Source organism: Rhodococcus sp. OK302, from assembly GCF_002245895.1.
Taxonomy (GTDB): Bacteria; Actinomycetota; Actinomycetes; order Mycobacteriales; family Mycobacteriaceae; genus Rhodococcus_F.
The window spans coordinates 1,610,716-1,635,327 of sequence record NZ_NPJZ01000001.1 but is presented as its reverse complement, the minus strand read 5'-3'; the positions used below and the strand labels follow the sequence as shown (position 1 = coordinate 1,635,327).

At 60.1% G+C, this 24,612-nt stretch carries 22 protein-coding genes; 13 read left to right on the top strand and 9 right to left on the bottom strand.

The genetic code is table 11. From position 1 onward, the window contains the following. Positions 1-78: 78 nt before the first annotated feature. From BDB13_RS07455 to BDB13_RS07435, 5 genes are all read left to right on the top strand, one after another. Positions 79-1,239: a Rieske 2Fe-2S domain-containing protein gene (locus tag BDB13_RS07455; protein WP_094274749.1), complete on the top strand. Its 1,161-nt coding sequence runs from the start codon at positions 79-81 to the stop codon at positions 1,237-1,239. A 2-nt stretch (positions 1,240-1,241) separates the two neighbouring features. Then, positions 1,242-1,601, top strand: a complete 360-nt coding sequence (locus BDB13_RS07450; protein WP_094271079.1) for a hypothetical protein — start codon at positions 1,242-1,244, stop codon at positions 1,599-1,601. 109 nt (positions 1,602-1,710) lie between these two features. Next, positions 1,711-3,279 carry an MFS transporter gene (locus BDB13_RS07445; protein ID WP_254922743.1) on the top strand — a complete coding sequence of 523 codons (1,569 nt, stop codon included), beginning with the start codon at positions 1,711-1,713 and terminating at the stop codon, positions 3,277-3,279. After that, complete coding sequence (locus BDB13_RS07440) at positions 3,263-3,532, top strand: TetR family transcriptional regulator (RefSeq protein ID WP_094271078.1); 270 nt, start codon at positions 3,263-3,265, stop codon at positions 3,530-3,532. The genes BDB13_RS07445 and BDB13_RS07440 overlap by 17 nt, the downstream gene beginning before the upstream one ends. 85 nt (positions 3,533-3,617) lie before the next feature. Then, complete coding sequence (locus tag BDB13_RS07435; protein WP_094271077.1) at positions 3,618-5,207, top strand: FAD-dependent monooxygenase; 1,590 nt, start codon at positions 3,618-3,620, stop codon at positions 5,205-5,207. Here BDB13_RS07435 and BDB13_RS07430 read toward each other — a convergent pair. The 3 genes from BDB13_RS07430 to BDB13_RS07420 are packed head-to-tail and all read right to left on the bottom strand — an operon-like array spanning position 5,194 to position 8,060. Continuing rightward, positions 5,194-5,673, bottom strand: a complete 480-nt coding sequence (locus tag BDB13_RS07430; RefSeq protein ID WP_094271076.1) for a VOC family protein — start codon at positions 5,671-5,673, stop codon at positions 5,194-5,196. The two genes, BDB13_RS07435 and BDB13_RS07430, sit on opposite strands and share 14 nt — an antisense overlap. Then, positions 5,670-6,422 carry an SDR family NAD(P)-dependent oxidoreductase gene (locus BDB13_RS07425; protein ID WP_094271075.1) on the bottom strand — a complete coding sequence of 251 codons (753 nt, stop codon included), beginning with the start codon at positions 6,420-6,422 and terminating at the stop codon, positions 5,670-5,672. Before BDB13_RS07425 ends, BDB13_RS07430 begins: the two co-directional genes overlap by 4 nt. Positions 6,423-6,461: 39 nt before the next feature. Next, a complete protein-coding gene (locus tag BDB13_RS07420) occupies positions 6,462-8,060 on the bottom strand; it encodes an FAD-binding protein (RefSeq protein ID WP_094271074.1) in 1,599 nt (532 codons plus the stop codon). A 115-nt stretch (positions 8,061-8,175) separates the two neighbouring features. On the opposite strand from BDB13_RS07420, the gene kstD reads away from it, so the two are divergent. The 5 genes from kstD to BDB13_RS07395 all read left to right on the top strand — a co-directional run bounded on the left by kstD (position 8,176) and on the right by BDB13_RS07395 (position 14,922). Continuing rightward, complete coding sequence (gene kstD / locus BDB13_RS07415) at positions 8,176-9,888, top strand: 3-oxosteroid 1-dehydrogenase (protein WP_176459539.1); 1,713 nt, start codon at positions 8,176-8,178, stop codon at positions 9,886-9,888. Beyond that, complete coding sequence (locus BDB13_RS07410) at positions 9,878-10,735, top strand: MaoC/PaaZ C-terminal domain-containing protein (RefSeq protein WP_094271072.1); 858 nt, start codon at positions 9,878-9,880, stop codon at positions 10,733-10,735. Before kstD ends, BDB13_RS07410 begins: the two co-directional genes overlap by 11 nt. A gap of 54 nt (positions 10,736-10,789) precedes the next feature. After that, positions 10,790-12,565 (top strand): cholesterol oxidase substrate-binding domain-containing protein, encoded by a 1,776-nt coding sequence (locus BDB13_RS07405; RefSeq protein ID WP_094271071.1) that lies wholly within the window; start codon positions 10,790-10,792, stop codon positions 12,563-12,565. Between the two features lie 189 nt (positions 12,566-12,754). Then, on the top strand, positions 12,755-13,954 hold the full coding sequence (locus BDB13_RS07400; RefSeq protein WP_094271070.1) for a serine hydrolase domain-containing protein: 1,200 nt from the start codon (positions 12,755-12,757) through the stop codon (positions 13,952-13,954). A gap of 143 nt (positions 13,955-14,097) precedes the next feature. Beyond that, entirely contained in the window at positions 14,098-14,922 is an 825-nt protein-coding gene (locus tag BDB13_RS07395) for a PE-PPE domain-containing protein (RefSeq protein WP_254922742.1), read from the top strand. On the opposite strand, the gene zapE is transcribed toward BDB13_RS07395, so the two are convergent. After that, positions 14,867-15,835 (bottom strand): cell division protein ZapE, encoded by a 969-nt coding sequence (zapE, locus tag BDB13_RS07390; protein WP_094271069.1) that lies wholly within the window; start codon positions 15,833-15,835, stop codon positions 14,867-14,869. The two genes, BDB13_RS07395 and zapE, sit on opposite strands and share 56 nt — an antisense overlap. Before the next feature lie 86 nt (positions 15,836-15,921). Between zapE and BDB13_RS07385 the strand changes: the two genes are divergently transcribed. After that, the gene (locus BDB13_RS07385; RefSeq protein ID WP_094271068.1) at positions 15,922-16,494 is read left to right on the top strand and encodes a TetR/AcrR family transcriptional regulator; all 573 of its coding nucleotides are present in this window, start codon (positions 15,922-15,924) and stop codon (positions 16,492-16,494) included. A gap of 10 nt (positions 16,495-16,504) precedes the next feature. On the opposite strand, the gene BDB13_RS07380 is transcribed toward BDB13_RS07385, so the two are convergent. Beyond that, positions 16,505-17,656 carry a lipase family protein gene (locus tag BDB13_RS07380; protein ID WP_094271067.1) on the bottom strand — a complete coding sequence of 384 codons (1,152 nt, stop codon included), beginning with the start codon at positions 17,654-17,656 and terminating at the stop codon, positions 16,505-16,507. Positions 17,657-17,985: 329 nt separating this feature from the next. Between BDB13_RS07380 and BDB13_RS07375 the strand changes: the two genes are divergently transcribed. After that, the gene (locus BDB13_RS07375) at positions 17,986-18,801 is read left to right on the top strand and encodes a putative protein N(5)-glutamine methyltransferase (RefSeq protein WP_094271066.1); all 816 of its coding nucleotides are present in this window, start codon (positions 17,986-17,988) and stop codon (positions 18,799-18,801) included. Position 18,802: 1 nt separating this feature from the next. Here the strand turns inward: BDB13_RS07375 and BDB13_RS07370 are convergent, their stop codons facing one another. The 3 genes from BDB13_RS07370 to BDB13_RS07360 are packed head-to-tail and all read right to left on the bottom strand — an operon-like array spanning position 18,803 to position 21,195. Continuing rightward, positions 18,803-19,420, bottom strand: a complete 618-nt coding sequence (locus BDB13_RS07370; protein WP_094271065.1) for a TetR/AcrR family transcriptional regulator — start codon at positions 19,418-19,420, stop codon at positions 18,803-18,805. A gap of 21 nt (positions 19,421-19,441) precedes the next feature. Continuing rightward, on the bottom strand, positions 19,442-20,242 hold the full coding sequence (locus BDB13_RS07365; RefSeq protein ID WP_094271064.1) for an ABC transporter permease: 801 nt from the start codon (positions 20,240-20,242) through the stop codon (positions 19,442-19,444). Beyond that, a complete protein-coding gene (locus BDB13_RS07360) occupies positions 20,239-21,195 on the bottom strand; it encodes an ATP-binding cassette domain-containing protein (protein WP_094274746.1) in 957 nt (318 codons plus the stop codon). Before BDB13_RS07360 ends, BDB13_RS07365 begins: the two co-directional genes overlap by 4 nt. A gap of 373 nt (positions 21,196-21,568) precedes the next feature. Here BDB13_RS07360 and BDB13_RS07355 point away from each other — a divergent pair, with 373 nt between their 5' ends. Beyond that, the gene (locus BDB13_RS07355) at positions 21,569-23,110 is read left to right on the top strand and encodes a glycoside hydrolase family 71 protein (RefSeq protein ID WP_094271063.1); all 1,542 of its coding nucleotides are present in this window, start codon (positions 21,569-21,571) and stop codon (positions 23,108-23,110) included. A 38-nt stretch (positions 23,111-23,148) separates the two neighbouring features. Here the strand turns inward: BDB13_RS07355 and BDB13_RS07350 are convergent, their stop codons facing one another. Beyond that, positions 23,149-24,612: an MFS transporter gene (locus tag BDB13_RS07350; protein WP_254922741.1), complete on the bottom strand. Its 1,464-nt coding sequence runs from the start codon at positions 24,610-24,612 to the stop codon at positions 23,149-23,151.

Here is a 24,612-nt window from a genome sequence, read left to right as displayed (position 1 = left end):
GTACCTCCGATATCTAGCGAAACTGAAGTTCGTTCTATAACGTGTTCTATTAACAGCATGAAGGGATGTGACGTCACAATGGCGCAAATTCGCGAGATCGACGTGGGAACGGTACAGACCCGTTTCGCCCGCGGGTGGCATTGCCTGGGTCTTCTGAAGACCTTCAAAGACGGCAAACCGCACGCGATCGAGGCTTTCGGTACCAAGCTCGTAGTGTTCGCAGACACCAAGGGCGACATCAAGGTCCTTGACGGTTACTGCCGCCACATGGGCGGTGACCTCACACAAGGCGAGGTCAAGGGCGATTCCATCGCTTGCCCGTTCCACGACTGGCGCTGGGGCGGCAACGGAAAGTGCACCGCGATTCCCTACGCACGTCGTGTCCCCCCGCTCGCTCGCACGCGCGCTTGGCACACCCTCGAGCAGAACGCTCAGCTCTTCGTCTGGAATGACCCCGAGGGCAATCCCCCGCCCGAGGACATCGTCATCCCGCGTATCGAAGGCGCCTACAGCGACGAGTGGACCGACTGGACCTGGAACTCCATGGTCATCGAAGGCTCCAACTGCCGCGAGATCATCGACAACGTCGTGGACATGGCGCATTTCTACTACATCCACTACGCCTTCCCGACCTACTTCAAGAACGTTTTCGAAGGTGAAGTCGCAACCCAGTACCTCAACACCACGGGACGCCCCGACATCGGAATGGCGTCGCAGTACGGCGGAGACTCCCTGCTTCGGTCCGAGGCCGCGTATTACGGACCGTCGTACATGGTCAACCCCCTGTGGAACAGCTACAGCGGGTTCGAGGTCGAGAGCGTTCTCATCAATTGCCACTACCCGATCAGCCCGGACTCCTTCGTGCTGCAGTGGGGTGTGACAGTCAAGAAGCCCACGGGCCTCACAGACGAGGTCTCCGACAGGCTGGCTGCCAAGTTCACCGAGGGCATCAGTGAAGGTTTCCTCCAGGACGTCGTGATCTGGAAGAACAAGACCAAGATCGAAAACCCGTTGCTCTGTGAGGAAGACGGCCCGGTCTACCAGCTTCGACGCTGGTACGAGCAGTTCTACGTCGATAAGGCTGACGTCACCGAGAAGATGACGCAGCGCTTCGAGTTCGAGGTCGACACCACCAAGGCCAACGAAGCCTGGCAGCTCGAGGTCGAAGAAAACCTCGCACGCCAGAAGGCCGAGAAGGAAGCCGCCGAAGCCGCGGCAAAGAACGAAGCAGAGGTTTAATCGTGAGCGCCTCGATTCGTGACCACCGCTGGGCCAAGGCTCCGGACTTTGCCGGGCAGCCGGCACGGCTCGAGGCAATCGCCGCTCAGACCGTCGAAGACAAACACGAATACCTGGATTCGGGCTTGCAGGAAGTCGACTGCAAAGCTTGTGGCGCTTGTGTACTGGTTCGAAAGAACACGTACAAGCACACCAGCATTCAGTGGACCTCCGATCCGGCGCTTCGGTGCCACACCTTCAAGGACGCCATCGCGTCGGGGCAGACTTCCGCTCTGAAAGATGGTTGCCCGCAGCTCCACGACAGCATCGCCGATGCCGTTGTGGACGGCACAATTTCGGTGCGTGATCCGGAAACCAGCTGACCACAATTACGCAGAGTGAGGGCCGACCCGATCGGGTCGGCCCTCACTCGTTGCCAGTCGTCGGAGTTAGAATTTTTGTGGCAGTTACCTTCGATTGAAGGAGACAGTCATGACTGACCCGATCATGAATGACGCAGTCTCAGCTAACACCTCAAAAATCACAGTCACAACAGATCTCGGCCCCCGGCGCTGGTGGGCCCTCGGTGCCGTGAGCCTCGCAGTGCTTGCCGTCGGCCTCGACGGAACGATCCTGAGCGTCGCCCTCCCGACACTCGCCGACACCCTCCACGCCTCCGAGTCCGACCTGCAGTGGTTCTCGTCGGCCTACTTTCTCGTACTCGCAGCGGCCATGCTCCCCGCTGGACTTCTCGGCGACCGCTACGGTCGCAAGAAGCTCATGCTCATCGCTTTGTCACTCTTTGCAGTCGGTTCGATCGCTTCCGCGTACTCGACGTCACCAACCGGTTTCCTCGCCGCGCGAGTAATTCTGGGACTGGCCGGAGCCGGGGTAATCGTGATGGCGATTTCCGCGCTCACCGTTCTCTTCAGCAAAGAGGAACGCCCGAAAGCCGTCGGGGTCTGGGCCGCCGCCAACTTCGTCGCACTCCCACTCGGGCCCATTCTGGGAGGTTGGCTTCTTTCCCATTACTGGTGGGGCTGGGTCTTCCTACTCAATGTGCCGGTAGTACTGATCGGGATAGTTGCCGTCACGGCTTTGGTGCCGGAATCCCGTGCAGCGCAACGACCGGGCCTCGATCCGATCGGCATGGCCTCGTCGTCGACAGGGCTGGTGGCGGTGACCTACGGCCTGATCAAAGCCGGACAGGACGGCTGGACCGACATCGCCGCATTGCTCTCCATGGCCGCCGGAATCCTGGTGCTGGTGGGATTCTTCCAGTGGGAACGACGGCTGAGTCGTCGCCCCGACGGACAACCGCTACTGGACCTGACGTTGTTCCAGTCGGCATCATTCATGTGGGGCGTGATCCTGGCTGCCGTTGCAGTGCTTGCGATGATCGGCGGACTGTTCACCATGCCGCAGTACTTCCAGGGCGTACTCGGGACCGACGCGATGGGATCCGGGATCCGGCTACTACCGTTGATCGCCGGTCTCGTGGTGGGCGCCGTTCCTGCAGATCGCCTCGCCTCCAGACTCGGCGCCAAAGTTACCGTCGCACTCGGGTTTGCCTTTCTTGCAGTAGGTTTCGCTTTCGGTTCCTTTACAAGCGCCGACTCGAGTGGCGCGTTTGTTGCCGGATGGATGGCGCTCGTCGGACTCGGAATGGGACTGGCCATGTCGACCTCGGCATCTGCCGCCCTCACTGAACTCTCCGAGGAACGCAGCGGCGTCGGTTCCGCAGTCCTGCAAGCCGTCAACAAAGTGGGAGGCCCCTTCGGCACCGCAATCCTGGGTGCAGTTCTCACGTCCGGCTACTTGTCTCGCATCGATGTCAGCGCGCTACCACCCGACGCGGCGACGATGGTGCGCGAGAGCGTCTTCGGCGGTGTATCCGTTGCGGAACGAAGCGGTTCGGCGTCACTGCTCGAGTCCGTGCGGACCGCGTTTGTCCACGGTATGGATACCTCGCTCCTCGCGGCTACCGGTATCGCGGTGGTCGGGTTCGGTCTGGCTCTACTTTTCCTGCCGCAGGGCAACTCTCATGCCGAATCACGATGAACTGCGGCCCGTCGGTCTCCGCGAGCGCAAGAAGGCCCACACCCGAGCCTCCATCCAGGAGCATGCACTTCGGTTGTTCCAAGAGCGCGGCTACGACGCGACAACCGTGCAACAGATCATCGACGCCTGCGAAATCTCGGAGAGCACCTTCTTCCGCTACTTCCCTGCCAAAGCCGACGTGGTGCTCGCCGACGACTTCGATCCCCTGATCGTTGAGGCGTTGTCGGAATTGGAGTCGGGCTTCGGGCTGTGAAAGTACAACCTTTAAAACCGGAAATTCACTCCGTTGGTCGCGCATACTGAGATTCAGTGAAAGTCCCCTACCTCAGTAGGTCCTTATGGATATCGATGTACTCATCGCGGGCGCCGGCCCCATCGGATTGACCACCGCCATCGAATTGCGCCGGCGCGGAGTCAACATTCGGATCGTCGATCCCCTCGAGAAACCACTCCCGTATGCCAAAGCTGTTGGCATTCAACCCCGGACTCTCGAAGTCTTCGAGAATATGGGCGTCCTCGGGCAGATCCTCGACGCGTCGGCCATCCTTCGCGGACAGATCATGTACACCAACGGCACGGAGGTGGGACGGATAGATCTCATGCTGCCCGAGGATGTTCCGTACACCTTCATGGGCCTGCCTCAATACGAGACCGAAAAGATCCTGACCGCCAGACTGAGTGAACTCGGCACGGCAATCGAGCGCAGTCTGGCCCTTACCGGTTTCGAGCAGACCGATGCCGGCGTCACGTGCGTCCTCAGCGACGGAACCGAGGTGCAGGCTCGCTATCTGGTGGGTTGCGACGGCGCGCACAGCGTTGTCCGCAAAGGTTTGGGGTTGACTTTCGAGGGCGCTGCATTTGCCGAAAGTTACATGCTCGGTGACGTCGAAGTGGATTGGTCGGTCCCCCGTGGATATGCGATCCGGGCGAGCCATGTCGACAATGCGGGAGCGGTCGACGATCTGTTGGTCTGTATACCGTTGCCCGGCCACAAGAGATATCGGATGTCGATGCTCGTCCCCGATGAACTGATGCCAGATCCAGCGAGCGCTGACGCTGTTGCCCACGGATTTTCGTCGGGCAAGGCTCCGCAGCTTCATCACATTCAGGCAGTTCTGGACCGACTGTCTCCCGAACCCACAACGGCGTCGTCCTTGCGCTGGTCATCTGTCTTCCGTATCAGCCACCGCATCGTCGACGCCTACAACCGTGGAAGGGTTTTCATTGCCGGCGATGCCGCCCATATTCATCCACCGACCGGCGCACAGGGCATGAACACCGGAATTCAGGATGCCCACAATCTTGCCTGGAAACTTGCGCTGGCCGTCGAGGGTATCGCCGCACCGGAGCTTCTCGACACCTACGACGCCGAAAGGCGTCCCGTCGGTGAGGAAGTCGTCGGAATGACGGTACGCAATGCGAGTGAAGGTATCGGTGCCGGCGAGCCCTCCCTCGATACCGCGATGCGTCGTCAGGCGCAATTACTGATCGACTATCCAGCCAGCCCGCTGAACACCGGACGGGTGGCTACAAGCCAGGATGTTCAGCCTGGCGAGCGCGCCCCCGATGCGCGGGGCCTCCAGCGCGACGGCGTTCAATTCTCGTTCAGGTTGTTCGAGTTATTCGCCGGTGCGAACCACACGCTACTTCTGTGTACCGACGGATCATCAACGAGCATAGACCAATTGGAGGAATGCGCTGCCGCAGCACGTCGAAGCACTCACGGCCGTGTGGATGTGTACGTGATTGCATCGGCGGTCGTCGACTCCACCCTCCCGGTCATTCGTGACGACAACTCCGAGTTCTGCGCCGCCTACGGAGTAGAACATCACTCCGCCTTCATCATTCGCCCCGACGGGTATCTGGGTTTTCGCGGAACTCCCGCCGAGACGAATGCTTACTGGCCGAAGATTTTCAATCGTCGATGAGGGAGTCGAACATCAGGCGAATCTCCGGAGTGAGTTTCATCAGTTCCACGTATCCACCCAAGGCGCCGCCATCCAGGTACGCAAATTCCATACCGGCGCACCCCTGTTGCACGATCGGCATCCCACGACGGCCGGCTTCCGCGAGAGTTTCCTCGTAATCGTCTGGTACCCACGCCACATGGTGGACACCCACTCCACATTTCTCGAGGAACTCGGTATAGAGATTTTGTCCCGAAACCGGCTGGATCAGCTCGATCTGCTGAGTTCCGACATAGCCCAGTGACACATGGATGGTGTACTCCGCCGGCTTGCCGCGGTACGTGGTGGTCTCGGGGCCGAATGCGATGTCGGGCAAGCGTAGCCAGCGCCGAACTCCCCATTTCTCGGTGAACTCCCGCTCGGCAGCGGCGATATCCTCCACCACCCAGCAGATCTGGAAGATCGGTCCCGAGACCAGCGGTGTCATGCCATTTTTCCGTTGTCTACCGAGTACACGGCACCATGGATCGCGGACGCGTCGTCGGAGGCGATGAACGCCACCATCTTCGCGACGTCTTCTGCTTCCATGAGACCGCGAGGCGAGGCAACCTTCATCACGAGGTCGAAGTCGACGCCGTCCGGAAAGGTGAAGCCAGTGACCTGCGGAGTCATCATGCCGCCGGGGCAGATGGCGTTGACGCGCAAGGCCTTTCCGGTGAACTCCATCGCCATGGCCCGGGTGAGCCCGATCAGTCCATGCTTGGCGGAGCAGTATCCGGCCGAGTAGGCCTGCCCTTCGAGCCCGGCAATCGAGGACACGTTGACAATGTTGCCACCGCGCTCGAGCAGATGCGGAAGTGCTGCGCGAGAGAGGAAGAACGGTCCGTTGAGGTTCACGGCGAGATCATGTGCCCACTCGTCATCGGCAATCTCGGCCGTGTGGCGGAGCGTGTGCGAACCGGCAACGTTGACCAGAATGTCGATACCACCGAGAGTGTCGACGCACTTCTGAACCGCCGCAGCACATTGCGCGGAATCAGAAACATCGGAAGCCGAATACCTCTGCTCGCCAACAGCACCCGCCACATCGATCATCGATTGCCGAAGCTGCTCTTCGCCGCGGGCAACACCGAAAACCTGCGCGCCCCTTCGGGTCAGAATTTCGGATACGGCGCGCCCCAAACCTGAGGACGCGCCGGTCACCACTGCAATTTTTCCGTCCAATACGTCAGTCACACACCGAGCTTACGACGCAGTCGCAACTTCGCGTGGCTTTCAGACTTTCCGAGCGTCGGAAAAAGTAGACGCGTGCAGTCCGGCGCGGCGGCCCGAGAACACACAGTCAGCGAGCGACAGCCCGCTCACGTACGAGTTGGAACAAATTCCGACAGCACTACGGCCGGCGGCATAAAGGCCGGGGATGCCTTGCCCGTCTCCATTTTTCACAGCACCGGTGCTCTCGTCGACAACCAAACCACCAAGCGTCAACATCGGGCACGGATTCATCATGCTGGGCTTGACCGAGACGTCGTACATCGTGAACGGCGCCGTCAGTACCGGCCGCACGAAGTCGGCTGGTTTGCCCATCGGATCGGGCTGCCCGCTTGCAGCCGCAGCATTGTGGGCGTCAACGGTGGCCTGAAGTCCGGCCGCATCGATACCGGCCTTCTTCGCCACCTCGGCAATGGTGTTGCCGTGTACTGCGGTTCGCATCATTCCCGTGGTCTGGATCCGCTGAAACCACATCGATTGATCGGGGATTTGAGCTTTCGCTTCACGAACCAGACTGGAATCGGCAAGCAACCAGCCGATTCCACTGCTCTTCTCGACCATCGCATGACCGAGGGCCGCGCCGTAACGAGACTCGTCGACCATCCGTTCGCCCGTCGGGTTCACCAGAAGGGAACCGAGGAAAGCGCTGGGCGGCACGATGAATCGCCAGGCGGAGACGTTACCGAGCTTGTCAGTGGCCCCGCCGGCGTCAATACCGAGTTGAATTCCCTTGCCGTCGTCACCGGAAGTGCCGAGCGGGATTCCGCCCTTGTAGGCGGGGGCGTGGGTACGCATCATGTCGCGGTTGGAGACGAATCCACCCGCCGTGAGGATTACGCCGCCACGAGCTTGGATGCGAATCTTCTTGGCGTACTTCTTCTCGATCTTGCGGATACGGGCGTCGAGAATCGTGCGCAACTGTGGAGCGTAGACACCAGGCTTGGATGAAATCGAGCCGAGCATGGCGTGACGACGCCGAACACTTGCCGGTGCGTCACGGAGCGTGAATGCCTCGACGCCGATGACTCGTCCGTCCTCGATGATCAACTGGTCTGCACGGGTTTGGCCGAGCAACTGCACGCCCTTTGCCGCAGCTGATTTCGCCAGGGGTCCGTAGAGCATCTTCCCGGACGTACCGGGGCCTTTGGCGCGATGTCCGCGAGGTGCGGGTTTGGCCGCGTCGCGGAATCCGCCGGCAGACTCACTGCCCGAGTAGTACAGGTAGTACTTGTTGCTCGGGTAGGAGGTCTTGTACGGGCAGAGTGACGCTTCGAACGGCACGCCGTGACTAGCCAGCCAGTCGATCATCGCGGGGCTTTCGTCGACAAAACGCCGCAAGGTCTCGGGAGCTACTGCGTCGCCGACCTCGCGTTCGAGATACGCGAGCATGGCCTCCGGACTGTCGTCGATTCCGGCTTCCTGCTGAACCGACGTTCCGCCGCCCGCGTAGACGACGCCGCCCGAAATGGTGCTGGCGCCGCCGCCCAATGCCCGGTCGATCGCCATCACCGACGAACCTGCCGCTACGGCTTCGAGAGCCGCGCTGGCGCCCGCCACCCCGAACCCGACCACGAGGACATCAACCGAAGTATCCCAGGTCACACCGCACCATCCTCAATTTCACTGCAACGTGTTTCGTTATCACTGACAGTGGTCGGAAATACTTCCTGGCAGAAAGCATGGACTGACACCCCCATCATTCTATAACGTGTTCTACATGAGCAAGCAGGAATACGACATTGTCGTCGTCGGTAGTGGTGCAGCAGGTATGACAGCGGCCTTGACCGCGGCCCATCAGGGTTTGAGTGTGGTCATCGTGGAGAAGGCCGCCCATTACGGCGGATCCACCGCCCGATCAGGCGGTGGCGTCTGGATCCCCAACAACGAAGCACTTCAGGCTGCCGGGGTGAGCGATACACCCGAGGCTGCGCGTTCGTACCTGCACAGCATCATCGGCGACGTCGTCGCCCCCGAGCGGATCGACACCTATCTCGACCGCGGACCGGAAATGCTGTCCTTCGTCCTGAAGAACAGCCCCCTCGAACTGCAGTGGGTTCCCGGATACTCCGACTACTACCCCGAAGCCCCCGGCGGACGCGTCGGCGGACGCAGCGTCGAGCCCACCCCGTTCGACGGCAACAAGTTGGGCGCCGACCGCAAGAACCTCGAACCCGACTACGTCAAGGCACCCAAGAACTTCGTCATCACCCAGGCCGACTACAAGTGGCTCAACCTGCTGATGCGCAACCCGCGCGGACCGCTGCGCGCAATGAAGGTCGGCATGCGATTCCTCGCAGCCAAGGCAACCCGCAAAGACCTCCTCGTTCGCGGCCAGGCGCTTGTTGCCGGCATGCGACTCGGCCTCCAGTCGGCCGGTGTCCCCATCCTGCTGAACACACCGCTTACCTCGCTGTACACCGAAGACGGCGCAGTTCGCGGCGTCAACGTCCTGATCGACGGCGAAGAGCAGGTCATCCATGCTCGCCACGGCGTCGTCCTCGGCTCGGGCGGGTTCGAGCACAACAAGGAAATGCGCGAGAAGTACCAGCGCGGCCCCATCGGCACCGAATGGACCGTCGGCGCAAAAGCAAATACCGGCGACGGCATCGTGGCGGGCCAGAAGCTTGGCGCTGCAGTCGATTTCATGGACGACGCTTGGTGGGGTCCGTCAATCCCGCTGACGGGTGGACCGTGGTTCGCTTTGTCGGAGCGCACGCTCCCCGGTTCGATGATGGTCAACACGTCCGGCAAGCGTTTCGGCAACGAAGCGGCACCGTATGTGGAAGCAACGCATGCGATGTACGGCGGAGAATTCGGCCAGGGTGAAGGCCCGGGCGAGAACATCCCGACGTGGATGATCCTCGATCAGCGTTACCGCAACCGCTACACGTTCGCCGGCATCACGCCGCGCTCGCCCTTCCCCGGCCGCTGGCTCAAGGCCGGCGTCGTCGTGAAGGCGGGAACAATCGCCGAATTGGCCGAGAAGACAGGGCTTCCCGTCTCCGCTTTGACCGAGACGGTGGAGCGGTTCAACGGCTTCGCACGCAGCGGCAAGGATGAAGATTTCGGTCGCGGCGACAGCGGTTACGACGCGTACTACGGCGACCCGCGACTGAAGAACCCTAGCCTCGGCGAGATCAGCAAGGCACCGTTCTACGCCATCAAGATGGTTCCGGGAGACCTCGGAACCAAGGGCGGAATCTGCACCGACGTCAACGGCCGCGCACTTCGTGAAGACGGCAGTGTCATCGACGGCCTCTATGCCGCGGGTAATGCCAGCGCCCCCGTCATGGGCCATACGTACGCCGGTCCCGGCGCAACCATCGGTCCCGCAATGACTTTCGGCTATCTTGCCGTTCTCGACATTGCCGATCGTGTGAAGAAGGCCAAGGCCAGCACCGCAGACGCCGGAGTCGACAATGCCAATTGATCCCAGCATCGCTCTGGGCGCAGAGCTTGCGCCACAAGAATTTTCGTGGACCCCGTCGGACGTGCAGCACTACCATCTGGCGCTCGGCGCCGGAGCACGCCCGCTCGACACGAACGAATTGCGCTACCTCGACGACACCAAGCCGCAGGTGCTGCCGACCTTCGCGACAGTCGCAGCCAATTTCCACGCAACCGAAGCTCCCAAGGTTTCGTTCCCCGGCATCGAGATAGATCTGGCCAAGGTTGTTCACGGAAGCCAGGAAGTTACCGTCCACCAACCGATCCCGGCTAGTGGGAATGGACGCACCACAACTCGAATCTCCGAGATATGGGACAAGGGCAAGGCTGCGGTCATCGTCCAGGAGTCGGTGACCGTCGACGCCGAAGGCAATCCACTGTGGACTGCGCGCTCCTCTATCTTCGCGCGCGGAGAAGGCGGATTCGGCGGTGAACGTGGCCCCTCGGAGTCGGTTTCGTTGCCTGATCGCGAGCCGGACGCCGAGATTCTGCTGCCGGTTCTCCCCCAGCAGGCTCTGCTGTACCGGATGTGCGGTGATCGCAATCCGCTGCACTCGGATCCTCAATTCGCTTCCGCAGCAGGATTTCCGGCACCCATCTTGCACGGATTGTGCACGTACGGAATGGTCTGCAAGGCCGCAGTAGATACCATGCTTGACGGCGATAGTTCGCAGGTAGCCGGGTTTCGCGCCCGGTTTGCCGGTGTAGTATTTCCGGGCGAGAACTTGAGTATCCGGATCTGGAAAGACCAAGGGCAACTCTTGATCTCTGCATTGGTGCAGGAGCGTGAAACTCCCGCCCTGGCCGATGTAGTTCTCACCCTTGCTTGATATCCACCTGTCGAATTCATTGCAGTTCTCAACCCCCGATGGAGTAGCTCGAACATGACGGCCCACAACGAAACAACCCGACTGACCCGCCGCGGATTCATCGCCGCAGCCGCCGGAGCCAGCGCAGTCGCCGCCACCACCCTCACCGGCACCTGGACCCCCGCCTACGCCATCCCCGCCGGAAGCAGCAGCCTCGGATCCGCCGGCCCCGTCCCCACACTCCCCACACCCCCCGCATTCCCCGAAGGCATCGCCCTCTACCAACAGGCCTACCAAAACTGGTCCAAAGAAATCATGCTCGACACCATCTGGACCTGCGCCCCCAAAACCCCCGAAGACGCAGTCCGATTGGCTAACTGGGGCCACGCCAACGGCTACACCATCCGCCCCCGCGGAGCCATGCACGGCTGGACCCCCCTGACCATCGTCAACGGCGCCCCCCGCGACAAAGTCATTTTGGCTGACACCATGGTGCATTTGAACTGGGTCAACATCGACGCCGCCGGACCCGTCCCCACCGTCACCGCCGGACCCGGCGCCACCCTCGACGCCATCACCACCGCCCTCCAAGCCGAAAACCTCGGCTTCGCGAACCTCCCCGCCCCCGGCGTCCTCTCCATCGCCGGCTGCCTCGCCGTCGACGCCCACGGCGCAGCCCTGCCCGCCGAAGGCGAAACACCCGTCCCCGGACAAACCTTCGGTTCCCTCTCCAACCTCGTCACCTCCCTGACCGCAGTGATCTGGAACGGCACCGAATACGCCCTCAAAACCTACGACCGCGCCGACACCGCCATCCGCCCGCTGCTGACCAACCTCGGCCGCACCTTCATCACCGCCGTCACCCTGCAGGCCTCCCCGAACTACCGCCAACGCTGCGTCAGCTACACCGACATCGGCTGGCAGGAACTCTTCGCCGCCAAGGGCACCCCCGGACGCACCTTCGAAAACTTCGTCCGCGACAACGGCCGCGCCGAAGCCATCTGGTACCCCTTCACCGACAAGCCGTGGATGAAGGTGTGGTCCCTCGAACCCACCAAACCCGCCACCTCCCGTGAAGTCACCGGACCCTACAACTACATCTTCTCCGACAACCTCCCCGAACCGCTCACGGACATGATCGCCGCGATCAACGCCGGAAACCCCTCCATCGCACCCGCATTCGGGCAGATGATGTACACCACCACCGTCGCCGGCCTCGCCGTCACCAACGCCAGCGACATCTGGGGCTGGTCCAAAGACGTCCAGTTCTACATCAAAGCCACCACCCTCCGCCTGACCGAAGGCGGCGGCGCCGTCATCACCTCCCGCGCCAACATCGGCCAGGTCATCCACGACTTCACCCAGTGGTACAACAGCCGCATCGAGCACTACCGCTCCCTCGGCCAGTTCCCCCTCAACGGCCCCGTCGAAATCCGCTGCTGCGGCCTCGACCAAGACGCCGACGTCCAGGTCCCCTCCGCCGGCGCCCCCACCATCTCCGCGATGCGCCCCCGCCCCGACCACCCCGAGTGGGACACCGCGATCTGGCTCAACGTCCTCGGCGTCCCCGGCACGCCCGGCATGTTCGCGTTCTACCGCGAAATGGAACAGTGGATGCGCAGCCACTTCAACGACGACAACGCGACCTTCCGCCCCGAATGGTCCAAGGGCTGGGCGTTCAGCAGCGAACTACCGTACAAGGACGCCCAGATCATCGAACACGACCTCCCCCAGACCTACCGTGACGGTGTCCCCGTCAACAACAACTGGGACACCGCCAACGCGGCGTTCAACCAGCTCGACCCGCACAAGGTATTCAGCAACACCTTCCTGAACCAGCTTCTGCCGTAAGTCCATACGTGTGAAATGCCCGCCACCTCCATCATGGAGATGGCGGGCATTTTGTGTGGAGGGGCAGTTCTGGTCGAAGCCCATCCGCCGAAATACTGTCGAATGTGATCCGATCGCGGTAAATTCAGACGATTGCGACAGGCGCTCGAGTCGCACTGCTCGACTCCCGCTATGAAGGGAACGTCACGCATGAGTTTCTCGAATCGCCGTGTGCTCGTCACAGCAGCATCGATGCTGGTCGTCGTCGCCATCGCCTCCACCACTGCCGCCTGCGGATCCGACGAAGGCACCACAACCAGTACGGGCAGTGCCACTCACGGCGCTGCCCCGAACGCTCACAACAGCCCGGAGTCCCAACGGATATCCGACATCGTCCGTCAGCAAGTCACCGATCTCGGTCTCAGCGCGGCAGTGTTCGGGGTGTGGCGCGATGACGTCGAGATTGCCACTGGCGCTGTCGGCGATTCTCCACTCGGAGTTCCCGCAACAGCCGATATGCAACTACGCGTCGGACAACCCATGGAGCCGATGCTGTCGACGGTTCTGCTCCAACTCGACGAGGCCGGTACCCTCCCCCTCGACGAGCCGATTGCCAAGTGGGAGCCGGACTTTCCTCGTTCCGACCAGATCACTCCACGAATGCTTGCCAACAGCACCACCGGCATTTCCGACTACGTGACCGACCCCGACTTCGAGAAACGCCTCTACGCCAACCCGATTCAAGGATGGACCGCGTCGGAAATCCTCGACTTGGCCAACTCCCGACCACCCTTGTTTCCGCCCGGCACAAGTTTCGCCTACTCACACAGTGACCTGACATTGCTCGGCGAAGTCGTGCAGAAGGCAACCGGCCAATCGCTGACCGACCTACTGCAGCAACGCATTTTCGATCCACTGGACATGACTGCCAGCCGCGTGGCACTGACTCCTCAGATGCCTGACCCTGTCCTACACGGCTACACGACCGAACGCGGTGTATTCGAAGATTCCACTTTCTGGAATCCCACAGCCTTTCTGCACAGTGGCAACATGAACTCGACGGTCGCAGACATGGGAAAGTGGGTTCGCGCACTCGGGACCGGTGAGCTGCTCTCCGACAAAGCCTTCCAAGAACAGATGGCACCCACAACAGCCGGCCTGTCGAACATGACCACCGACAAGTTCTTCACGTTCGGAACCCTGCACATGGACGGGTGGCTCGCCATGAACCCGGCCTACGGTGGATACAACGGTGTTGCACTGTACGAACCGCAGACCAAGACGACCATCGTCATTTACGCAACACTCGGCCTCACCGCTAACCCCACCCCCAACAATGCGGTTCCCATCGCCAAGGCAATCGCCGCCGTGGTTGTGCCGGACAATCCGCCGCAGGTACCCGGCGGGTGAGTTAAGCCACTCCCACGCGGTGTAAACACCACGTGCAACGTCGTGTTTACCTGCGCAACACCAGCAGGACTCATCACACCGTCACCATTCTCCTCAAGTACCGAACGAATCGCGTCGGACCACGGGTAGATGGAGACGGGCCGATGAGGAAGCACTCCCTGTCAATTGTGTGCGCGACGGTCTTGGGGATCGCAGGCGTGTCCGCTACCTCGGCCACAGCCACCGCGTCGACAAACTCCTGCCCTGTGGGTGCAGTGTTCTCGGTGGGCGGGACCTGGGATCCGACGGGCCAGACCACACAACCTGTCACCGACCGCTACACATCCCGTGGTTACGCAGCCAAACCGGTGACATATCCCGCTAGCTTCTGGCCGCTCGGCGACCAGACGTACGACGAAAGTGTGGCCGTCGGAGTTCGATCACTTCGAGCTGACGTCAACAGCTTTCACGCTCAGTGCCCGGACAGCAACGTAGTCATCACCGGCTACTCCCAAGGTGCACGGATTGCCGGCGACGTTCTCGGCGACATCGCTCGCGACGGGTCCATCCCCCAGTCTCGAGTGGAAGGCGTCCTGTATGCAGACCCGCGAAACTCCCAGGGCGGCATAGAAACTGTGATCCCGAATGTTGTTCCCGGAGCCACGATGGCCGGTACCCGGGATGGATTCGGCGACATACCGGTGCAAGAAATCTGCATCGAAGGCGATGGCATCTGCAATATGCCCGAACCGAGCGAAGCACCTGAACAGTTTGTAGACTCCGTCTTCGGATACTTCACGAAACACGGTACGTATCAACCGATGATGGAAAAAAGTGCACCTTCCCCGGCCCCGGCACTCCCTCTGGCCCCGAGTGCGCCGTTGCGACCCCTCGATGTAGCTACCGCGATAGTCTCACGCGTCGTCGAGAATCTCACCCCGTATGTGACGGCAGCATTGACGGCCACACTGACGACGGCATCTGGATAAGCGACAACCTACTGAAAAGCCGGGCGAGACCCGGAACATCTCGCAGGGTGCCCGCCACTTTTTCGAGATCTGCATCGGCGTAAATCGTCAGTCGCACATCCGCGTCGTAGAGAACATCGACGACGTTTCCGAATCGCCGAACCGAGAACTCCGACGCAGTGGCCAGGACCGGCACTCCGCAGACAACCCATTCATCGAAACGATCGACAAGGTGGAGATAGTCTGCTGCAGAAGTTGATCCGTTGCAGAGCACTTCGAAATCAAACCAGACGACCCCACCCCGAATCGCCTCACACACGAGTGTCCTCGACCCGATTCTCAACTGAACTGGCTCGCGCGGGCGCGGAGTGAAACCTGCATCGACAATGAACTCTCCCGACGCAAACCGCCCGTCCCCGTCGCCCCCGCTTCCGCCGATTCGGTAGTCGAGCGCACCACTCAACTCGATGATGTCCAAAGTCTTCTCGATCAACTCGATCGACGGCACGAACTGCTCGTGAAACAGCGGATTGGGAAGGAGTTCCGTCGGCGGAACATTGGACGTGACAACAACAGTCACGCCCTTCGCAACGATCGTGTCGAGAACCCTCGCCATGAACATGGCGTCGGCGACGTCGTCGATGTGGAATTCGTCGAAACACAGCACTCGAATTCCGTCGACCACGCGCTCCAATGCCGAGCCCATCGATCCGAGACTATGCGCTCGCGCATGCAGATCCGCAAAGAACTGATGAAAGTGAATGCGCCGCTTGTCCACTGAAAGACTGTTGTAGAACTCGTCCATCAGCATGGTTTTTCCGCGCCCGACGCCTCCCCACAGGTAGATCCCACCGCCAACCCTGCCGGCAGTGATTTTCGCCCGCAAAGCGTCGAGGGATTCACGTGCCGACAACTGCGCTTCGTCCAGTACCATGAGACTCCTCTACATCTGTAGAGTCGAGGCTAGAGGCCTCGGACCGACCGAGTCAATGTGACCCCGGCGACGCAACAGGAGCGAATATGAAGGTTGACCGCCGGACCCTCATCGCGGAATGCGCTGTCGTGATCATCGCCGACCAAGGACCGCGCGCACTCACCCATCGTGCTGTCGATCATTCATTGAAACTGCCTGCCGGCTCGACCTCGTACTATTTCCGAACACGCGAAGCGCTCCTCGAGGCGATCGCACTGCACATCGTGGAACGATCACGATCGACCTTCATCGAACTCGTCGGCAAGCACATCGACCCCACTCGATTGACCGCCGAATATCTCGACGATCTACTCACACACCGACGAAACGAACTGATCACACGACACGCACTGCTCCTGGAGATGCGCGGAAACCCGGAGTTATGCAAACTTCTTGCGGGAAGCTTGTTTTCACAGCAGAAGGCGCAAGAAATCTTCTCAGCCGGGATTGCTGATCCCGACACCGCGGCGGCAGATTTCCTGAGCCTCCTGGAAGGGTTGATCTTCGATCACTGCTTGGGGTCGCGAAGCCGTGACACTGCCGAACCCGGAAAGACCGAACGTATTCGACGACTTCAGATTCCGATCGACGCATACCTTCGCGGAGTGAATGCGAGATAGATCGTGCGAGTCAGCAAAAGCTACCCGTGCACGGATGCCGGCCCGAAAACAGTGCCGCCACAAAAGGAGTACTGTCCGGCATCGATGCCGGAACGGTCCCCAAGTGATCCGTCGGGTAGGTGTGGAACGCAAAATCCACCCCGTTCAAGGCCAGATCTGCCGCGAACTTCAGCGTCAGCGGTGCCGGGACATCCCTGTCCTCAAGTCCCTGACCGAGGAAGAACGGGCGGTCGTAACCGGATGTCGGAACGGTAAGCAACTCGCGCGCCGCATTCATGAACGTCGGATTGTTCAGCGACTTCGACAGAACCTGCCCGAGTGGAACAGTTCCGTACTTGGCACTCGCTTCGGAGTAGCACATGTTGTTCTCGACGTCGTCGAGAATGGTCTTCCCCAGTGGCGTCAGATACGAGTCGACGTCGATATCCGGACGCGAAGCACGCAGTCCGTCAAGAACATTCGCAATGTACACCGTCGTGCCCTTCAGTGGGAGCGCCGGGAAGGCGGGCCCACCGAGCGGGACAAGGTTTTCGATATTGGAGGGAACACCGGTGGCGACGGCGCCGCGGTAGTCCAGTTCCGGAGCATATTCGGTGGCAAGTGAAGCGGTGAACATTGTCGCCTGACCGCCTTGCGACTGACCCATCGCGACCCACTTGCTCGACAGGTCACCATCTACGCTGCGACCGGCGCGCACCATGTCGACAACGCTGTGTGCGGCGGACCGTCCGTCGAGGTACGGGTGGACGCCCGGCGTTCCGAGTCCCACGTAGTCCGTTGCCACCACTGCGTAACCCTGTTCCAGCCAATAACCCAGGTAGATCGACGTGCGCCCACTGTTACTCGGCGCGCACTGATCTGCGACCCCGACTGTTCCGTGCGCATACGAGATGACCGGCCAACCACCTTCGGGAGGGGTGCCCACCGGGCGATAAACCACGCCGGTACTCATCATCGGCGCGTCCTTCGGACCTTGCGACCAGTACGTCACCTTGGTCGCGGTCACGGCGCCGGGCAACACTCGATCGGGCCCGAGCAGCTCCTGGCTCACCACCTCGCCAGGGCTGCCTGTAGGTACTGCCGTCGCGGGCGCCGCGAGCGCCAGCGCCACCAACGCGCTTGCCCCCAACCCGATGAGCGTCCTGCGTAGTCGCTTGCTCAAGTGCTTCTCCTACCGATTGCGCCGACTGTGTTGCCCTGATTGTGTCCACCAAGATCGTCCCACTCGTCCCTCTTGGTCCGATCAAACTCAGACGATAAAGCAGACCTACCATTTGGTCAATCTAAATTTTCACTGAGCGTCTCTCCCGACGCCGAGCGATCACTTCCATCCTTCGATAGAGTGCCCATGTTCGATACATGCAGGTCGGCCAACGAACACGCAGGAGGTGAGTCCCATTACCGCTCAGCCAGTAGTGGCGCAGTCTCCTACGGTCCGTTTTCGGTAGCGGCCGAGAGAGCGCTCAGACGGCATACCCCGGAAGGCTCTCTATGTCAGTACCGAATCCCCCGCCGCCGAACCGCACCCTGTTCATCTCCCAACAAGAATCCATCGCCGCCACCCTCCGCGCAGCGGGATGCGTCTTCGCCGAGGAAGAAGCAGCCGTCCTGATGGAGGCGACAATCTCTCCGTCAGAACTCGCGCGGATGATCGAGCGTCGGATCACCGGAGAACCACTTGAATCGATCGTCGGATGGGCTGAATTCTGCGGGCTACGCATCCGCATCGACCCGGGAGTATTCGTTCCACGTCGACGCACCGAATTTCTGGCCACACAAGCCTGCTCATTGCTCGAACCCGGATACCGCGTCGTCGACTTATGTTGCGGCTCAGGCGCAGTGGGCGCAGTTTTGCAATCGAAGGTTTCTCCCATCGACTTGTACGCCATCGACGTCGAACCTGCAGCCGTGCGCTGCGCCCTGCGCAACATCAGCGCCCCCGGACACGTCCTGGAAGGCGATCTCTACGATTGCCTTCCCCACGAACTACACGGACAAATCAACGTCATAGTCGCCAATGCGCCTTACGTACCAACCGATTCCATTCGCCTCATGCCTCCCGAAGCGCGCCTTCACGAGCCCTTGATCTCTCTTGACGGCGGAATCGACGGACTCGACGTTCAACGTCGGGTCGCCGCAGACGCAGCCACCTGGCTCGAACCCGGCGGACACCTACTCATAGAAACCAGTGCCGAACAGGTGGAACGAACCTTCGAATCAGTCACACAAGGAGGGTTGCGCGCCCGTACCGCCTCGCTCGACGCGACTTCGGCGACGGTAGTGATCGGAACCAAACCCGCGCACTGAGTCACGACAAAATCGGCGGCACCCACGACTGAGCCCGCGCCGCAAAACCTTCGACAAACATCTCGAATGCTCGGTCCACGCGATCACGATCACCAGTAGCCAAGAGGTCCACCGACAGTCCGCGAATCTGCGACAGTAGCAACGTCGCAACGGAAGACACGTCCGACTCGGGGCAGCCGACACCGCGCAAACCGATTTCAAGTGCTTCGATCCAATCACCGACAAATCGTTCGAAGAATCGTCCGTACCGATCACGGTCGTGAAGCGCCAACGCGTAGATCTCGATCATCACGCCGAAGCGAGGCAACAACTCCGGCGTTGTCCGCTCGGCCCACCACGTTGTCAGCACTCCAGCAGGATCAACGCCGACCTGTATCGGGACGGCCATCGGAATGGACTCGCCACGCATGTTCTCGATGACTTCGGCGAGAAGGTTCTCTTTGGTCTCGAAGTGACCGAGCAGAGAAGCATGCGAGACGCCCACTGCCTTCGCGAGCTGTCGAACAGTCAATTCACCGACGCCATTTTCTATGACGTGGCGTGTCAAAGCGTCGAGCAACTCCTGACGTCGGCCCGCGTATCGCAGGGATCTTCCGTCGACGCGTTCAGACTCCGGCACACCGTCACTCTACCGATGCGCTTATCTGCCGACCGCCTTCTGGTATCGACGAATAGCAAACGGCACAAAGACGATCAGCAAGCCGCCCGTCCACAGCAGCGAAGCGACAATAGGATTCTGCAGCGGCCAGGCGTCAGGGACCGTCATCGCAGGATTGGTGTTCCCGAACAACTCACGCACCGCTTGCGTCAACGCGGACACCGGATTCCATTCGGCGATCACCTTCAACGGTCCTGGAAGGTTAGTGGTTTCGACAAACGTATTCGCAATGAACGAGAGCGGGAAGATGACGATGAAACTCGCATTGTTGAACACCTCGGGAGTGCGGATCCACAGGCCGACAACCGCCATGACCCAGGACAGTGCATAGGCGAAGAGCAGTAGAAGCGCATAGCCGGCCAGCGCCTCGAGGACACTCGAGTGAATACGCCAACCTACGAGGAGTCCGGTGAGCGACATGACCACCAGGCTGATCACGTTGATGAGGACGTCGCTGGATGTACGGCCGATCAAAACTGCCGACGGCGCCATGGGTAGAGAACGAAACCTGTCGATGATCCCTTTCTGGAGATCTTCGACCATACCCAGTCCCGTCCAGGTAGCGCCGAATATCACTGTCTGCGTAAAGATTCCGGCGATCAAGAACTCACGGTACGACGTCCCCGGAACGGAGATCGCACTGCCGAATACGTACGCGAACAGCAACACGAACATGATCGGCGAGAGGGTCGTGAACACCAGTAGATCTGGAACGCGCTTGATCTTGATCAAGTTTCGCTTGGCAATGGTCAGACCGTCTTCGAGCGCCATTTGCATGGTCATTTCTGGTCCTCCAATTCAGCCTGATGCCCGGTCAGGGTAAGGAAAACGTCGTCCAATGTGGGTCTGCGCAATCCGACATCGAACACTTTGATGCCGCGCGCAGACAAGAGGTTGAGAGCGGTGACCAAAGCGTCGGTGCCGTCGGCAACAGGAATCGTGATCCGTCGAACGTTCTCCTGAACTCGAATTTCGCCCACTGACAACGAATTCAGTTCCTGCCGGACGATGTCGAGGTGTTCACTCTCATGCACGCTCAATTCAATACGTTCACCACCGATCTGCGCCTTGAGTTGATCGGCAGTACCGCGCGCGATGACCGAACCCCGATCGATGACGGCGATCTGATCAGCCAACCGCTCAGCTTCCTCCATGTACTGCGTGGTGAGCAGCAAGGTTGTCCCCTGCGCTACCAGTTCTTCGATGACGTCCCACAAGCCGAGCCTGGCCCGAGGATCGAGACCGGTAGTCGGTTCGTCGAGAAACAAGACTTGCGGCCGTGCAACCAACGCGCCGGCCAGGTCAAGGCGTCGACGCATACCTCCGGAATAGCCTTTGACCGGGCGGTCTCCGGCTTCGACGAGGTCGAACTGTTCGAGCAACTCTCGTGCTCGCGCCTTACTGTTCTTTGCACCCAAGTGATACAGGCGTCCAACCATATCGAGGTTCTCGTAACCGGTCAGATACTCGTCCACCGCGGCATACTGCCCCGAAGCACCGATCTTGGATCGAAGCGCCCGCGCATCCTTGACGACGTCCAAGCCTGCTACCTGAGCACGACCTCCGTCCGGAATGAGCAGCGTAGTGAAAATGCGTACCGCTGTGGTCTTTCCAGCACCGTTGGGCCCCAGTAGCGCCATCACCGAACCTTCGGCCACCTCGAGGTCTATGCCGTCCAAGGCTGTCAGAGTGCCGTAAGTCTTGACCAACCCCTCGGCAACTATCGCTCCGGTCATGAGCCCTCCCGTGTCCGCACGTTGCAACCCGAGAACCCAGTGTGACGCAGAGCACCGACAGATGCCACGGATTTTCGTCAGATCGCCGACCACAAGACTGCTCAATACATGAAAATAAGCGCAATTGAACTTTATTTCACAATGTCCGATTTCAATTACGCAATTCACACATTTCGGCGTTACACTCATATCGAAATTGACACCTTCTTCAGGCAGCACCTGAATCGAACACGTCCATTTCAATCGGCACATTCGGGGATCAATCATGCTTTCGGGGGTCCAGAGAAAGGTTACCTGCGAGATGAATCTTCACGTGCAATGGATCCGAAATACCGTGTTTCACTTAACCGGATTACTCTGCCTTTTAGTTGCTATGGTCACCTTGACCTCGCCAGTGCAGGCGTACCCATCAGGATCGTTTGGCGGAAATAACGGGAATCCACATACCACGGTTCCTGCACCAACCAGCACTGCGTCGCCCACTACTGCACCGACAACTACAACGTCGAGCACAGCGCCGCCGAATTCAAATTCCGCATCACTGCCGTTCAACATTCCGCCCAAGTCTACTTTGAACGGAAAGCTCGTCTTCGCTCATTATTTCCCCCCTTATCCGATCTCCATCGACAACGCGAACCCCTCCAGCGATTACTACACAACGCAATATCTTGCGGCAAACGGCGAGAACAACAATCACGTCGGATACGGCGGTTTCCTCAGGGATCGTCCGACTCCACGGCCATCGCTCCTCGACGCTCAGTGGCGGCAACGCGATCTCGAGAACGAAGTCCGCCAGGCCATTTCCGCTGGCATCGATGGCTTTTCCGTGGATATCATGTCTTCTGTCTCGGATACGAGTTGGTGGGGTTCAGCTGTTCCCACCGCGTTGATCAATGCTGCAGCGACTGTGGACCCGAATTTCAAGATCATGCTCATGCCCGATATGAACGGCATATTCAAGACCATGACACCAGCTCAACTTGCGGCAGAAATGAAGGTGTACGCATCGATGCCATCAACGTTCAAATTGGGCGACGGACGCCTGGTCGTCTCACCATTTCTTGCCGAGAATAAAACTGCAAGTTGGTGGTCGCAGTTTATTTCGGAGATGAAGACCTCGTATCGAATCAACGTAGCATTTGTCCCCGTTTTTCTAGATGCCGCCGCCAACAGGAATGCTTTTGCATCTATCAGCTACGGGATGTCGAACTGGGGAAACCGAAATCCAGCAGGAAACCCAGTATCTGCATCCAATCCAGACTCTCCGATGGCATTAGCTGACGCGGCGCACGCTTTGGGGAAGATATGGATGCAACCGGTCTCTTTCCAAGATTCACGGCCCATCCAGTCCATTTACGATGAATCGCAAAACTCCCAAAATCTTCAAAATACCTGGCAGATTGCGATTGCTTCGAACAGTGAATGGGTTCAACTCACCACCTGGAATGACTACAGCGAAGGAACTTCGTTTGCACCCAGCGCCGGGCACGGACTCGCACTACTCGATATGAGTGCTTACGGTCTGTACTCGTTTCGCACCGGCGCTGCACCGGAAATCGTGCGTGACACTGCATATCTCAGCTATCGAAATCAGTTGATCTCCGCGGTCCCGATCAATGTCTCGAGTGCCCCGATGACACTGCGGCAGTGGTCGTCTCCCGCTCGTGACACGGTGGAAGTCCTGACCTACCTCACTGCTCCGGCAGTAGTAAATGTCAAGGTCGGATCAACGACAACTACATGCAACGCACCGGCAGGAATGAGCAGCTGCCTCGCCCCATTGAAGGTCGGATCGATCACCGCGACCGTCGTACGCGGAGCTGCGGAAGTTTCCCGCGTCGCCTCCCACACAGCAGTAACGGCCAGTCCGTACAACCAGAATCTCGAGTATCTGGTCGATTCCAGCAGAAGGTAATCCGCTGCGGACCGGGTGAGTCTCTTTGCATCGGAGACTCACCCGAGTTCGGTGACCTCTGCCGGCTTTGCCGATTCGGAAGGCGTCGCGATCCTGTGAGCCGGCGCCGGGCTGTCAACTCGAACCGACAATGTCACGATGGCTGCAGCCACGGAAACACCCATACCGATCGAATACAAAACTTCGAACGAATGCAATGCGGGCACCGCGGCGGCCCCGATCATGACCGTCGAACTAGCCAATATGGCAGCGGCGACAGCACTTCCGGTCGATGTTCCCACCGAACGGAGAAGACTGTTCACACTGTTCGCAGATGCTGTCTGATCCAGCGGCGCCGATTCGGTGATCAACGTCGGCATCGCTGCGAGAGCAAATGAAACGCCTGCAGACACCACGGCCGCTCCGAGAGAGATGCTCAGCAGTGTCGGGGTGAGAACTACGCGCAACAGATAACCGAACGCGATGACGATGGCACCGGCAGCCAACGTTGTCTTGGCACCCCACCGACGAGTGATCTTGGGCGAAACGGCAGCCAACCCGATCATCAAAAGTCCGCCCGGCGTCATCGCCAGACCTGCGGCCGAGGCGGAAAGCCCGAGCCCATATCCGGATTCCACCGGCAACTGCAGTTCCTGAGTGGCCGCCAATGCGCTGATGAACATCGCAAAACCGAGGAGAACGGCACAGATATTCGACACCAGAATCGGGGCGCGCACCGACGTTCGTAAGTCAACGAGAGGTGCCGGCGTGCGCAACTCCCACGGAATCCACGAACCCAGCAATCCCACACCGACAACAATCAGGCCCAAAGTTACGGGGCTTCCCCAACCCCATTCCGTGCCCTTCGAGATGGCGAGGAGCAATGCCGTCATCGCCACCGTGAGAATTATTGCCCCGAGGAAATCGAACCTACCTCGGGTTTTCACCGCAGATTCCGGCAAGACAAACGGCAAGGCAATCAGCACCACCAGACCCACAGCGCCTGTCACCCAAAAGAGCGAGGACAGACCCCAGTGCGCAGAGAGCACACCGGCCAGAGGCATGCCTACCATTCCTCCGATACCCAAGGTTGCGCTCATGAGAGCGACTGCACCACTGAGCTTTTCGGGCGGAAGAACGTCCCGCATGATGCTGATTCCCACCGGCAACAATGCGGTGGCAAATCCCTGCATCGATCTGCCGAGCACAAGAAGAAGAAAACTCTGACTGGTCGCCGCAATCAGGCAACCGACGATCATCACAGCCAGACAAGCCAGCATCATCGCCCGCTTGCCGTACATGTCGGCAAGCCGGCCGATGAGCGGAGTTGCGACAGCACCGGTGAGCAGTGTCGATGTCACCAACCACGAAGCGGTCGTGTTCGACACACCCGATGCCGTCGCGAACTCAGGGAGAAGCGGAACAACCAAGGTCTGTTGCAGCGCGACCACCACGCCGCTCAGACTCAGTACCCCGACAACCAACCCTGCCCGCGTTTGACGGCGGGACGAATCCTTGGTCAA